Here is a 14,424-nt window from a genome sequence, read left to right on the forward strand (position 1 = left end):
GTTAGTAATACCTTTCTGATTGTGTCCACCTCATTTCTAAGTCATGAGGTTCTATTATAATATATGAACTACTAATTGGGACATAATCATTTGTGATACACTAGGACATTATCATAAATGAATCATAGAATATCGTTCGTAAACAAACTATAATTTGACATGAATGAATTTTTATGCTATCATATCGGATAATTGAATACAATCTTCAGGGCAGGGTTTAATTCCCTACCGGTGGTAAAGCCCACGAGCAGAGCGTCAAGCAAAGCATGATTCGGTGAAATTCCGAGGCCGACAGTATAGTCTGGATAAAAGAAGATATGGTTTAAAACGCAGTGATTGTGTTTTCTTCTGTTATTTTGCTCTGGAATGATTTTATCATTTCAGAGCTTTTAAATTGGGAAAATAGTCATGTTCGTGTTTCCTTCTATTGTTTGCCTTGAATGTTCTTATTCAAGGCAATTTTTATTTTAAGGAGGAATTTATGAATGATCAAAATTACATTCAACTGGCATTAGATCTTGCTCTTAAAGGAATCGGAAATGTGAATCCAAATCCATTGGTGGGATCGGTTATTGTCAAAAATAATCAAATCATTGGTCAAGGTTATCATGAAAGATACGGGGGACCACACGCAGAACGCAATGCACTAACAAATTGTACATCATCTCCAAAAGGGGCAACGTTATATGTCACTTTAGAGCCTTGCTGCCACCAGGGGAAAACACCGCCTTGTACCGAAGCAATTATTAAAAGTGGAATTGCAAAAGTGGTTGTTGGTACACTAGATCCCAATAAATTAGTGGCTGGCAAAGGTGTCAAACTACTTCGAAACGCTGGCATTGAGGTTGTTGTAGGGGTGTTAGAAGAAAAATGTAAATCGATCAATGAAATATTTTTTCACTACATTACCAAAAAAACGCCTTTTGTAGTGTTGAAATACGCTATGACAATGGACGGAAAAATCACGATAGAAACAGGCCAGTCAACGTGGATTACTGGCGAATTAGCCAGAAGAAACGTACATAAGGACCGCAATCATTATTCTGCAATTATGGTAGGAATTGAAACAGTTCTTATTGATAACCCAATGCTTACTTGTCGTATTGAAAATGGAAGAAACCCGATTCGTATTGTCTGCGATAGTCGATTACGAACACCACTTGATAGTAATATTGTCACAACTGCAAATCAAATCAGAACAATTATTGCCACAACGACTAAGGACTTAAGTGCACACAAACCGTATATAAATAAAGGCTGTGAAATACTTACAATTCCTCAAAAAGGAAAACATATTGACTTGCAAAAGCTGATGCAAAAACTTGGGATAATAGAAATTGACAGTATTTTGCTTGAAGGTGGAAGTACACTGAACTTTTCAGCATTAGAAAGCAAAATCGTAAGAAAGGTGCAATGCTATATTGCGCCAAAATTATTTGGCGGCAGTCATGCGAAAACACCCGTAGGCGGAAAGGGCTTTGCGTCTGTTTCATCTGCAATCAGACTAAAAAACAGTATCTTTTCACAAATCGGTGAAGATTTTCTGATTGAAAGCGAGGTGGATTATTCTTGTTTACAGGAATTGTAGAAGAAATCGGACAAATAAGAGCTGTAAAAAAAGGGGCAAAATCAGCCACATTGACAATTCAGGGGAATGTTATATTTTCTGATTTAAAACTGGGTGATAGTGTAGCAACAAATGGCGTATGCTTGACTGTCACTGAAATCAAGAATAACCAATTCACTGCTGATATCATGAATGAAACACTGGCACGCTCCTCAATGGGAAATTTAAATATTGGAAGCTATGTAAATTTAGAACGAGCCTTGTCAGCGAAAAGCCGCTTTGGCGGACACATTGTCTTAGGACATATTGATGGTGTAGGTAAAATCACTGAGATCAAAAAAGACGATAATGCTATTTGGTATACGATAAAAACAAATAGCAATCTGATGCGCTATATGATCGAAAAAGGTTCCATAACGATTGATGGAATTAGTTTAACCGTGGCAAACGTGGAGCGAGACAATTTTTCGTTTTCTATCATTCCCCACACTGCAAAAGAAACTATTTTATATCAAAGGAAAATAGGTTCCATTGTCAATTTAGAAAATGATATCATTGGGAAATATATTGAAAAATTTATTTCTACACCAAAAGGTATCACAAACGAATTGTTACAAGAAAATGGATTTTAGGAGGATAACCTTAAATGTTTAAATTTAATACAGTTCCAGAAGCACTGAATGCTTTGAGAAATGGTGAAATTATAGTAGTGACTGATGATGAAAGCAGAGAAAATGAAGGTGATTTTATCTGTGCGGCTGAATTTGCTACTACGGAAAACATTAATTTTATGGCTGTTCACGGAAAAGGATTAATTTGTATGCCTATGAGCAAGGAAGTCTGCACTCGACTGCAATTTCCTCAAATGGTAGCACAAAATACCGACAATCACAATACAGCCTTCACGGTTTCAATTGACCACAAGGATACGAAAACAGGTATCTCTGCTGCCGAAAGAAGTATTACAGCGTTAAGAGTTGTTGATAAAAATGCGAAACCCGAAGATTTCCGACGTCCGGGGCATATGTTTCCACTCCTTGCGAAAAAGAACGGTGTGCTTGAACGAAATGGCCATACAGAAGCAACGGTTGATTTAATGAAACTTGCAGGACTCAAGGAATGCGGCCTTTGTTGTGAAATCATGGCTGACAACGGAACAATGATGAGAACACCTCAGCTAATAGAAATTGCGAAAAAATGGAAAATGAAGTTGATTACGATTGAAGCATTACAGGACTACCGAAAGAAATCCGATAAACTTGTAAACTGTGCAGCAAGTCCTATTCTGCCTACTGAGTTTGGCGCATTTCGTGCTTATGGCTATGAAAATCTTCTAAATGGGGAACATCATGTTGCTTTGGTAAAAGGGAAAATCGGAGATGGCAAAAATGTGTTGTGTCGAATCCACTCCGAATGTTTAACTGGGGACGTATTCCATTCCGCTAGATGCGATTGTGGGAAACAACTGGATTTAGCTATGAAGCAAATTGAAAAAGAAGGTCGTGGCATCCTTCTATATATGCGTCAGGAAGGCCGTGGAATTGGTCTTTTGAATAAGCTGAAAGCCTATGAACTGCAGAGCCAGGGCATGGATACGGTTGAAGCTAACATTGCATTAGGGTTTGAAGAAGATTTACGGGAGTATTATATTGGCGCTCAAATCCTTCGGGACTTAGGAGTTAAAACACTTAGACTCATGACAAATAATCCCGACAAAGTCAATCAAATTTCGGATTTTGGAATTGAGATCACAGAGCGTGTTCCCATTGAAATTGAAGCAAGCAAATATGACAAGGCTTATTTGCAAACAAAACAAGATAAAATGGGGCATTACCTCAACATAAATAATTCAATTAAGGAGATTATGAATCATGAAAACTTATGAAGGAAAATTAGTATCAAAAGACATTAAGGTAGGGATTATTGCAGCAAGATTCAATGAATTTATTACATCAAAATTGCTTGGCGGCGCAATTGACGCCCTGAAAAGACATGAGGTCAAGGAAAACGATATTGAAGTGGCATGGGTTCCCGGTGCGTTTGAAATTCCGCTGATTGCTTCCAAAATGGCGAAAAGCGGCAAGTATGATACAGTGATTTGCCTTGGTGCCGTAATCCGTGGCAGCACATCTCATTACGACTATGTTTGCAGCGAAGTTTCAAAAGGCATTGCAAATGTATCACTAAACAGCGATATTCCTGTCATGTTTGGAGTGCTGACGACTGAAAACATAGAACAAGCGATTGAACGAGCAGGAACAAAGGCTGGTAACAAAGGCTATGACTGTGCAGTTGGTGCAATTGAAATGGTTAATTTAATCCGTGAAATTGAAAGATAATAGCGATGCCCGTGTATAGACTTGATTAACAAGTTGGACTGGGCAGCAAAGAAGGGGCTGTGCACAGCTGATTTTGATCAGTTAGTGCGACAGCCCCTTACTATATCAAAACTTACATTCCAGACATTTTTCTGCACTCTTCTGCGCATGTCTCACATATCTGTGCGCAGTCTTTACAGTGCTGATCCTTAAACATATTGCACTCTTTTGCACAGCTGTCACAAATTTTTGCACAAATTCCACAATGATCTTTCGAGTATTGCCCGCCCATCGACATCATAGAGACTGACATCTGACACATCATTGCGCATTCAACCAACATACTAACGCAGTTCTTTCTTTCTTTTAGATCAGGTTCATTTAAACATGCATGAAAACATTCATAACAAGCCTGTGCACATTTTGCACATGAATCAATACACGATTGGTTCTTCTTGGTTTCCATTGTTAACATAGCCATTACCTCCAATTATTTTAATCAAAATATATTATATGCAAATTTTCTTATAATATTAAAAGGCTATAGAAATAGCTGGGGAAATGAGAATTGTCAAAGTTGTTTTTTACGCTCACGTAACTTCAAAAATGCAAGTTCAAACTATTGGCTTACTCGAAGATATACCGTAATTTTGACTACATGCTAAAAATTTGGTTGTCAAATGGTTGTCAAAAACCTATTTTAACCCTAATTGCAAAAAAAAAGGAGCCGCCAAAGCGAACTCCTCTTTCCTCTATCAAACAGTATTTTCCTCATAAAATCAAGGTTTTATCTTAGAATTTACCTTCATTTGCTGCCTCTTCAATCCCAACAGCTACTGCTACAGTAGCACCAACCATAGGGTTGTTACCCATACCAATCAGTCCCATCATCTCTACATGAGCAGGAACAGAAGAAGAACCGGCAAACTGAGCGTCTGAATGCATACGACCCATTGTATCTGTCATACCATAGGAAGCTGGACCAGCTGCCATATTATCTGGATGAAGGGTACGGCCTGTACCACCACCAGAAGCTACAGAGAAGTATTTCTTCCCTTTTTCATTGCATTCTTTCTTATAAGTACCAGCTACTGGATGCTGGAATCTGGTAGGGTTGGTGGAGTTCCCTGTGATAGAAACGTCAACGCCTTCCTTCCACATGATAGCAACACCTTCTGTAACATCATTCGCTCCGTAACAATTAACCTTAGCTCTTAAGCCTTCAGAATAAGACTTTTTAAAGATCTCTTTTACTTCGCCTTTGTAATAATCCATCTCTGTTTCTACATATGTAAAACCATTGATTCTGGAAATAACCTGAGCTGCATCTTTTCCCAAACCGTTTAAGATAACTCTTAATGGATTCTGACGTACCTTATTGGCTTTCTCTGCGATTCCGATCGCACCCTCTGCTGCTGCAAAAGATTCATGTCCTGCAAGGAAACAGAAACAATCTGTGTTTTCTTCCAGCAACATCTTTCCTAAGTTACCATGACCCAAACCAACCTTACGCTGATCTGCTACAGAACCTGGAATACAGAAAGCCTGAAGTCCTTCTCCAATTGCTGCTGCTGCATCTGCTGCTTTTTTACAATCCTTCTTGATGGCAATGGCTGCACCAATGGTATAAGCCCAGCAAGCATTTTCAAAACAGATTGGCTGAATCTTCTTCACCTGTTCGTATACATCCAGACCTGCATCTTTTGTAATCTTTTCAGCTTCTTCGATGGAAGCAATCCCATAGCTGTTTAATACGGAATTGATTTTGTCAATTCTTCTCTCATATGATTCAAATAATGCCATTATCTTGTCCTCCTTATTATTGGCCAAATATCTTCTTTCCTAACCGGTTGCACAGAATTATCTCTGACCGATTATTCATGTCTCGGATCAATGATCTTAACCGCATCGTCTACACGACCATACTGTCCTTTTGCCTTTTCCCAAGCAGTATTTGGATCATCACCCTTTTTGATGAAATCTGTCATCTTACCAAGGCTTACAAACTGATAGCCGATGATTTGATCTTCCTCATCCAGTGCAACTCCAGTAACATAACCTTCTGCCATCTCTAAATAACGAGGACCTTTCTTTAACGTACCATACATAGTACCTACCTGAGAACGAAGTCCTTTTCCTAAATCTTCCAGACCCGCACCAACTGGAAGTCCACCTTCGGAGAAAGCACTCTGTGTTCTACCGTATGCAATCTGTAAAAACAACTCTCTCATAGCGGTATTGATAGCGTCACAAACAAGATCTGTATTTAATGCTTCTAAAACGGTTAAACCTGGCAGGATCTCTGATGCCATAGCAGCCGAGTGAGTCATACCAGAGCACCCGATTGTCTCTACTAATGCTTCCTGAATAATACCCTCTTTTACATTAAGAGTCAGCTTACATGCGCCCTGCTGAGGAGCACACCAGCCAATACCATGTGTCAAACCGGAGATATCTTTAACTTCTTTGGATTTTACCCATTTTCCTTCTTCTGGGATTGGAGCTGCGCCGTGGTTAACGCCCTGTGCTACTGTGCACATCTCTTCTACTTCCTGTGAATAAATCATGTTAAAACTCCTTTCGAATAAGTAATAAGCGTGAATCGTACTTTGTTAATTAAATCACATCATACTTGATACCATTTTCTCATATTCTGTCGATTTCTGCAAGTGTTTTTTCCAGCGAATGGAGGTTACCCCCTTCCTCCAAAAAGTGGCAGACAACACAAAAAACCAGAGAGACAAGAAAAGGGGTCGATGTCTCCCTGGTTTAAGAATAAAATATCAGTTTAAAATTCTTCTCACGGAAAGAATAGACCGGTAAGTAGCCGTACCTACCTTGATTCCAGTGGCGGGGGTACTGGCATGGACAATTTTTCCATTTCCAATATAGAGTGCTACATGTCCAGCATAGCAGATCAAGTCCCCTGGCTGAGCATCTGAATAAGACACCTCCCTGCCAGCCGACCGCTGTTGCGATGAGCTTCTTGGTATGGAATAGCCAAAATGTCTGTATATGGACTGCACAAACCCAGAACAATCCGCACCATTTGTTAAGCTTGTCCCTCCAAATACATAAGGATTTCCTAGAAACTGCAGGCCGTAATCTGCGACTGATCTTCCCTGTACCGTACCGCCGCTGCTTTTTGCAGCTTGTGGTCCGGAATATTGGTTATTCTTCTTATTGCCCCTGCTCTTAAACGATGTCTTCTTTGCTTCTTCTGCCTTTTTCCTTGCTTCTTCGGCGGCCTTTTTTCTTGCTTCTTCCTCTTTGGCCTTACGAATCTCATCGTTCTTCTTCGCTATGGTTTTTGCATAGATAGCAGCATCGGCTTTGGCTGTTGCCAACTGTTTATCAAAATCACTGACTTCCTTTCTCTTTGAAGCGATTAGGGATTCCAGCTGTTTTTTTTGATCCTTGTATTCTAGCTCCATGCCTTCCATCTCTGCCTTATCCTCGAGCAGATCCGCTTTATAGTCAACAACCTTCTGTTTAGTTTCATGAAATTTCACAAGCATTTTACGATCATATTTATAAATACCATCTACATACTCTGCCTTATTTAACAAATCTGACATACTTTTTACTTGAAGAAAGATATCAAGATACTCAGTATCTCCTTTTTCATACATGTACTGGATCCTCTTTTTCATTGCCCGGTACTGCTTTTCTTCTTCCTTCTTAGCCTTTTCGTAATCAGCCTGGGCTTGCTTGATCTGAGCTTCCTTATCTGCCATATCCGATTCCAGAACTTTTATATCTGAAATCAAAACAGTCAGATTGGCAGTAAGCTTCGATACTTGATTCTTAGCTTCTCCCTTTTTGCTCTCTGCCTCATTCGCTTTTTGCTTGGCTTCATCCAGTTTTTTCTGTGCTTCCTGTTTTTCTTTTTCTACCTTAGAAGTAGCCCAAACTGGTATCGTTTGACTACATATCATAGCGCCTATCATAAATCCACAGAGAAGTCTTCTTAATCCTCTGGATCTGGCACTTCCACTTTTTATAATATGTACTTTTCGATTCATCGTCCGTCCCTTTTGCCATTTATTCTACTTTATATGTTAACCAAACAACCGAGAAATTTCAAGTCTTATTTGTGTTTTTATGCCATTTATTATGTTTTTATACTGTTTGCACCATAGTTTGCATCTTACTCATGGTTTTTAACTCCTTTATCACCTGAATTGCAATAAACGATGCCAGAATAAAAGTAAATACATCCGCCACAGGCTGAGCAATCTCTATACCGAGAATTCCCAAATGCTTTGGTAAAATTAAGAGAGAAGGAATTAAAAAAAGCCCCTGCCTTCCCATCGCCACTAAGGAAGCACGAAACCCAAATCCAATGGACTGGGTCAGCATATTGACCATGATCACCCATGCCTGAAATGGCAGCGTCAAAAGACTCGCACGCAAGGCCACGGTTCCGATGGCAATGACCTCCATATCTTCCCGGCGGAAAGCCGTTATGATTGGCTGACTGAATACAAATGCAATCACTCCAAACACACTCAGCATCAAGATCGCCACCTTCACACAAAACCAATATGCCGAAAGTACCCTGTCATACCGTTTTGCACCAAAGTTGAATCCACATACTGGCTGAAACCCCTGTCCAAACCCAATCAGTGCTGAGTTAATAAACATCATAAACCGGTTTACAATTGACATTGCTGCTATGGCAGAATCCCCATATGGTCCAGCCAAAACATTTAAGGTTACTATGCCCACACTGGCGAGTCCCTGGCGGCAAAACGAAGGAAGACCTGCATGAAGAATCTCACCATACAGATTCCATTTAGGAGTGAATTTCTTAAATCTCAACCGGATGCAGCCAGACCGCCCGTTGCTCTGGGCTAAAAGAATCATAAAGCTGGTCACCTGACTGATCATCGTAGCAACTGCTGCTCCAGAAATCCCCATTCCCATGCCAAAAATTAGTATAGGATCCAGAATCATATTTAAGATTCCGCCTGTTGTAATCCCAATCATAGAGTACAGCGCATTCCCTTGGGATCTTAAAACATTGTTCATAACAAAAGATGACATCATAAATGGAGCTGCAAGTAAAATAAATCTGGCATAATCCATGGCATAAGGGGCAATCGTATCCGTTGCTCCAAGAAAGAATACCAGTTGCCTTAAAAACAAAAGCCCTGTTATCATTATAAAAACACCAATGCCCATGGCTGTAAAAAATCCAGTGGAAGCGATTTTTTCTGCCAGGTCTTCATTCCGATCCCCAAGGCTTCTAGAAACATAATTCCCACTCCCCGTACCAAATGTAAAACCAATGGCTTGAATCATAGCCATGGCAGAAAATGTTATACCAACCGCACCAGAAGCACTCGTTCCCAGCTGACTTACAAAAAATGTATCTGCCATATTGTAAATCGATGTAACCAGCATACTGATAATTGTTGGTATTGCAAGACCAGGAATCAATTTAGAGACAGGAACGTTTGTCATCTGCTCATACCGTTCTTGTTGATTCATTGGCTTCATTCCCTTCATCCCCTTTCCCATAATATAGTAACGTACTTTCCTTTGGGAGATGATCCGATACCTTTAAAAAACAGAAGAAGAATAGAATTCCCTTAATCATACTGGATATGGAAAATGCCCACCAAATCCCATCAAGTCCCATCCCTATGCTGCTTAAAATAATAGCCAACGGAATTCTTGCCGTGGTAAACGTAATACTAATTACCGAACTTAGCAGCGTTTTTCCAAGACCGGACAAAGCTCCCACTGTTGTCAGCTCCACACACATAAACATCTGAGAAAATCCCAGAATAACCAGATAGCGGATTCCCAGTGAAATCACATCCGGTTCATGAAGAAACAATCCAAAAATCTGTCTTGGAAATACAATCAATAGAAACGTAGAAAACAATCCCCATACAAACATCACACCGACGGCTGTAAAGTAACCCTTTTTGATTCGATGATACTGCTTGGCTCCATAATTTTGTGCTACAAAAGAATTGATGGCACCTGCAAATCCATCTGCTGTCATCCAAGAAATCGATTCAATCTGTCCTCCAACCCGAAGGACTGCCACAGCCATATCTCCAAACCCTGCCACAAATCTGGTAAGTACCATGGAAATACTGGTATAGATCAAATTCTGTACCGCATAAGGAAATCCAATCCGAATCATGGAATTCATGTAGTTCCATGGAATTCTTTGTAAAATGCGCACCTGATCAAACACAACCCGATCTTTTCGTACCACCAAAAGAAATATAAGGGTAACAGAACACTGTGCCAGAACTGTAGCGGCAGCCGCTCCCTGTACGCCAAATCCTGGCAAAGGACCTGCACCAAAGATAAACAAAGGATCCAGGATCATATTCAAAACCAATCCTATCACATTCGCCGTCAAAGGGGTTTTACTATCCCCCATTGCAGTGAGAATTCCGGTAAAAATTGAGTTTAGGAAAGAAAAGACAATCAATCCACAGGTGATTTTCAAATATCCCTGCGCATTTAGAATGGTTTCGAAATCGCTTAATCCAAAAAACTCAATGAGTATTTTAGCTCCAAAAAAAGTCAAAGCCCCATACAAAAATGCAAAAATAATCGCCATTTGTATGGCTCCAGATGCGTATATGGCCGCTTTTTCTTTTTTTCCTTCTCCAAGGGAATGGGCTACCTTAACCTGCCCCCCCATCTTAGCAAGTGCAACCACTCCCTGAGAAAGCCAGACATACATCCCTCCGGCACCTACGGCTGCCACTGCAGGAGAACCTACCATTCCAATCCATGCCATATCCGTCAAGTTATAAGCCATCTGAACCAATGCGGTAACCATGATAGGGATCGCAAGCTCAGTCAGAGAAGTGAAGATAGGACCCTTTAACAAATCTATTTTTCTATTCATATCTATTATTTACTCCGTATCAAAAGGACTGCCAGAATAGGCAGCCCTTTTCTTCCTATGATTCCTCTGTAGAAAGGAATTCATCAATTCCTCTTGCACCAGCTCTACCGGCTTCCATAGCCAGAATTACGGTTGCCGCTCCGGTTACCGCATCTCCTCCGGCATATACGCCTTCTTTACTGGTCTTTCCTGTAGATTCCTCAGCAATGATGCATCTGCGTTTGTTGATATCAAGCCCCTTTGTCGTATTTGAGATCAATGGGTTGGGAGACGTTCCCAGGGACATAATAACCGTATCCACATCAATTACAAATTCCGAACCTTCGATTTCCACCGGCCTTCTTCTTCCCGATGCATCTGGTTCTCCTAGTTCCATTCGAATGCACTTCATACCGTTTACCCAGCCCTTCTCATCTGTGAGAATCTCGATTGGGTTCGACAGTAGATTAAAGATAATGCCTTCTTCTTTGGCGTGGTGAACTTCCTCTGATCTTGCAGGGAGTTCTGCTTCGCTTCGTCTGTATACAATATGCACTTCAGCTCCAAGACGTAGGGCCGTTCTAGCCGCATCCATCGCTACATTTCCGCCACCGACAACTGCTACCCTTTCTCCTGCTACGATTGGAGTATCATAATCACTGCGGAATGCTTTCATCAAGTTACTTCTTGTCAAGTACTCATTGGCTGAGAATACACCATTTGCATTCTCCCCTGGTATTCCCATAAACATGGGAAGTCCAGCACCAGAACCAATAAATACTGCTTTGAATCCTTCTTCCTCTAAAAGAGAATCAATGGTTACCGATTTTCCAACGATTACATTGGTTTCAATTTTGACTCCAAGTTTTCTTACGTTGTCGATTTCAGGCTGTACCACTTTGTCTTTTGGAAGACGGAACTCCGGAATTCCATAAGTCAGTACTCCGCCAGGCTCATGAAGTGCTTCAAAAATCGTCACTTCATAACCCAGTTTAGCCAAATCTCCGGCACAAGTAAGACCAGAAGGACCGGAACCGATCACTGCAACCTTTTTCCCGTTGGTTTTTTTCGGAGCTTCCGGAACAAATCCATGCTCTCTGGACCAGTCTGCTACAAAACGCTCCATCTTACCGATGGAAACTGGCTCTCCTTTGATTCCTCGGATGCACTGCCCTTCACACTGACTTTCCTGAGGACAAACTCGTCCACAAACAGCCGGAAGTGCAGAAGACTTAGCAATCACTTTAGCAGCCTCTTCAAAGTTCCCATCCTCCACTTCTTTGATAAATCCTGGAATGTCAATGGAAACGGGACACCCTTTCACACATTTGGGGTTTTTACATTTGATGCAGCGGCTTGCTTCCTCTTTTGCTTCTTCTTCATTATAACCAAGGCATACCTCTTCAAAATTCGTCGCTCTTACCTTTGGGTCTTGTTCTCTTACTGGTACTTTCTTTAATATATCCATTACTCGTCACCTCCGCACAGTCCGCATCCACCATGATGAGTGTCTCCTTCTACGACCTTTAATTTAGCACGGCCTTCCTCACTCTTATACATCATCTGGCGTTTCATGGCTTCATCAAAATTCACCTTATGGCCGTCAAATTCAGGACCATCCACACAAGCAAATTTCACTTCGTCACCAACTGTAATCCGACATGCACCACACATCCCCGTTCCATCAACCATAACAGGATTCAAACTTACGACAGTGGGAATATGCAATTCTTTGGTTAGCAGACAAGTAAACTTCATCATAATCATCGGTCCGATAGCAACACAGACATCATACTGTTTTCCCTGGTTTTCTACCAAATCCCGGATCACCTCAGTTACCATACCTTTTCGTTCATAAGAACCATCATCTGTCGTTACATATAAATTACCGGCTTGTTCTCTCATAGCATCTTCTAAGATTAAAAGATCCTTCGTCTTTGAACCTATGATAACATCAACCGAAATACCGTGTTCTCTCATCCATTTTACCTGAGGATAGACCGGAGCGGTTCCGACTCCACCTGCTACAAATAAAAACTTCTTTTTCTTCACTTCTTCTAAATCTTCACTTACAAATTCAGAAGCATTGCCAAGTGGACCAACAACGTCTAAAAAGCTATCTCCTGTCTTTAAAAATCCCATTCGTTCTGTACTTGATCCAACGGTTTGAAACACTATGGTAATGGTTTCTTTTTCTCGATTGTAGTCACAGATGGTAAGAGGAATTCTCTCACCCCTATCATCCATCTTTACAATAACAAACTCTCCTGGCTGGCAGGTTTTGGCAATCCGGGGTGCTTTTACATCCATCAGATAGATCTTGTCAGCTAGTTTCTCTGATTTTACAATCTTATACATCTTTATCCTCCTAATGCTTTCGTGAATACACCTGTACACCGTTTCGATCAATCAATTGATCTTTCAGTGAAATGGCACTTCCTTTATCTTATCATTTTTCATGATTAATGACAATAATTATTCCCAAATATCATTACTTTTTTATCGATTAAACTTTTTTTCTCCGGTACATCCGGAAGTGATAGCACAAATCAAAATACGTCTGTTCTTCGCTCTCTGCTTCCATCTTCCAGAAAGGATCTTGCTCCAGATCAACAAAATGAGTGTCCGCCTGATACTGGTAATCGATGTATGTGACATGTGCCGTATCGCAGTAGGGATAAAACATCTCATAGATCGATTGTCCTCCTATAATAAAGCAGTCTTCATCCCGGTACTGGCTGAGGACATTCATTGCATCTTCCAGACTGTGACAGACAATGGCTCCCTTTACCTTATACTCTGGATTTTTTGACAATACAATATTGGTTCGTCCGTAAAGAGGCTGTTTTCCTGGTAGACTTTCTAGTGTTTTCCGTCCCATTACAATTACTTTTCCCAATGTTTCTTCCCGAAACAACCGTTTATCTTCCGGTATAGATACCAAAAGCTGTCCACGATTGCCGATGGACCAGTTTTTATCTACTGCAACAATAATATTCATAGGTCCTCTTTCTTTTCTTTATTCTGATTCCGCAATGATTAGTTCCTTAGCATAGGGAAGCGTCTCCACCCAGTCACAAAACGTATGCCATTCCGTTAATTTGTGGCTTTTTCTTGCAAAATACATATTGATCAGATTTTCATAATTAAACGTACACGTCCGCATCTGATTGTAACTAGATGGAAGAAGCTGGATCATATCATACCAGGTCTCTTTGCTTTTTGTTTCCACATAATTTATACGTAGTTTTTCCAATTCTCCAACCACAACCTTCATAAAAGAACGAGTGGGCTCTGTCATGTGATCATGGCTGAAATCCTCAAGTGAAAATGGTTTGCTGTGGATTTTATGCATCGTACTGGTAGAATTGGCCACAGTTCCTGCTTTATAAGTGTCATATTCCTTCCACCAGTAAAGAGGGGCTGTAATATCTACCGATACAAAAATCTGACGGAGATATTTACGATGATCACTGCCAGCCAGTCTTAAACGTCTTGCCAGCCCCAAATCGTTTGGTCCCAGGACATAATTGCCTTCCTTATCATATTCGCTATCCATCCGCCCCCAGCTGTTCATGGGATTTCGTGCGCCGCGCATCGCATTTTCTATATTCATCACATTGGTTCTTTCACATATTAACATGGTATCTTCCTTTCTATCTGTGGATGCCTTG

General features: G+C 40.7%; 14 protein-coding genes and 1 riboswitch. Of the genes, 4 read left to right on the top strand and 10 right to left on the bottom strand.

The genetic code is table 11. From position 1 onward, the window contains the following. Window positions 1-197 precede the first annotated feature (197 nt). Window positions 198-321, top strand: a riboswitch (FMN riboswitch). 160 nt (window positions 322-481) lie between these two features. The 4 genes from ribD to ribE are packed head-to-tail and all read left to right on the top strand — an operon-like array spanning window position 482 to window position 3,906. After that, window positions 482-1,588, top strand: a complete 1,107-nt coding sequence (gene ribD / locus EFT72_RS14475; protein ID WP_124067634.1) for a bifunctional diaminohydroxyphosphoribosylaminopyrimidine deaminase/5-amino-6-(5-phosphoribosylamino)uracil reductase RibD — start codon at window positions 482-484, stop codon at window positions 1,586-1,588. Then, complete coding sequence (locus EFT72_RS14480; RefSeq protein WP_124067635.1) at window positions 1,570-2,199, top strand: riboflavin synthase; 630 nt, start codon at window positions 1,570-1,572, stop codon at window positions 2,197-2,199. The genes ribD and EFT72_RS14480 overlap by 19 nt, the downstream gene beginning before the upstream one ends. A 14-nt stretch (window positions 2,200-2,213) precedes the next feature. Beyond that, window positions 2,214-3,452, top strand: a complete 1,239-nt coding sequence (locus EFT72_RS14485; protein WP_124067636.1) for a bifunctional 3,4-dihydroxy-2-butanone-4-phosphate synthase/GTP cyclohydrolase II — start codon at window positions 2,214-2,216, stop codon at window positions 3,450-3,452. After that, a complete protein-coding gene (ribE, locus tag EFT72_RS14490) occupies window positions 3,439-3,906 on the top strand; it encodes a 6,7-dimethyl-8-ribityllumazine synthase (protein ID WP_124067637.1) in 468 nt (155 codons plus the stop codon). Before EFT72_RS14485 ends, ribE begins: the two co-directional genes overlap by 14 nt. A gap of 112 nt (window positions 3,907-4,018) precedes the next feature. On the opposite strand, the gene EFT72_RS14495 is transcribed toward ribE, so the two are convergent. From EFT72_RS14495 to EFT72_RS14540, 10 genes are all read right to left on the bottom strand, one after another. Continuing rightward, window positions 4,019-4,366: a four-helix bundle copper-binding protein gene (locus tag EFT72_RS14495; RefSeq protein WP_124067638.1), complete on the bottom strand. Its 348-nt coding sequence runs from the start codon at window positions 4,364-4,366 to the stop codon at window positions 4,019-4,021. Window positions 4,367-4,677: 311 nt separating this feature from the next. Next, a complete protein-coding gene (locus EFT72_RS14500) occupies window positions 4,678-5,688 on the bottom strand; it encodes a GGGtGRT protein (RefSeq protein WP_124067639.1) in 1,011 nt (336 codons plus the stop codon). Window positions 5,689-5,759: 71 nt separating this feature from the next. Then, window positions 5,760-6,452 (bottom strand): hypothetical protein, encoded by a 693-nt coding sequence (locus tag EFT72_RS14505; RefSeq protein WP_124067640.1) that lies wholly within the window; start codon window positions 6,450-6,452, stop codon window positions 5,760-5,762. 216 nt (window positions 6,453-6,668) lie between these two features. Next, a complete protein-coding gene (locus EFT72_RS14510) occupies window positions 6,669-7,910 on the bottom strand; it encodes an NlpC/P60 family protein (RefSeq protein WP_124067641.1) in 1,242 nt (413 codons plus the stop codon). Between the two features lie 97 nt (window positions 7,911-8,007). After that, window positions 8,008-9,390: an MATE family efflux transporter gene (locus tag EFT72_RS14515; RefSeq protein WP_347561891.1), complete on the bottom strand. Its 1,383-nt coding sequence runs from the start codon at window positions 9,388-9,390 to the stop codon at window positions 8,008-8,010. After that, window positions 9,359-10,771: an MATE family efflux transporter gene (locus EFT72_RS14520; RefSeq protein WP_124067643.1), complete on the bottom strand. Its 1,413-nt coding sequence runs from the start codon at window positions 10,769-10,771 to the stop codon at window positions 9,359-9,361. Before EFT72_RS14520 ends, EFT72_RS14515 begins: the two co-directional genes overlap by 32 nt. A 55-nt stretch (window positions 10,772-10,826) precedes the next feature. After that, window positions 10,827-12,218 carry an NADPH-dependent glutamate synthase gene (gltA, locus tag EFT72_RS14525; RefSeq protein ID WP_124067644.1) on the bottom strand — a complete coding sequence of 464 codons (1,392 nt, stop codon included), beginning with the start codon at window positions 12,216-12,218 and terminating at the stop codon, window positions 10,827-10,829. Then, on the bottom strand, window positions 12,218-13,108 hold the full coding sequence (locus EFT72_RS14530; RefSeq protein WP_124067645.1) for a sulfide/dihydroorotate dehydrogenase-like FAD/NAD-binding protein: 891 nt from the start codon (window positions 13,106-13,108) through the stop codon (window positions 12,218-12,220). Before EFT72_RS14530 ends, gltA begins: the two co-directional genes overlap by 1 nt. A gap of 148 nt (window positions 13,109-13,256) precedes the next feature. Further along, a complete protein-coding gene (locus tag EFT72_RS14535; protein ID WP_124067646.1) occupies window positions 13,257-13,751 on the bottom strand; it encodes a dihydrofolate reductase in 495 nt (164 codons plus the stop codon). Between the two features lie 18 nt (window positions 13,752-13,769). After that, complete coding sequence (locus EFT72_RS14540) at window positions 13,770-14,393, bottom strand: hypothetical protein (protein ID WP_124067647.1); 624 nt, start codon at window positions 14,391-14,393, stop codon at window positions 13,770-13,772. Window positions 14,394-14,424: the final 31 nt, after the last annotated feature.

The sequence above is a fragment of the Clostridium sp. E02 genome (assembly GCF_003833015.1).
In the GTDB taxonomy this organism is placed as follows: domain Bacteria; phylum Bacillota; class Clostridia; order Lachnospirales; family Lachnospiraceae; genus Lacrimispora.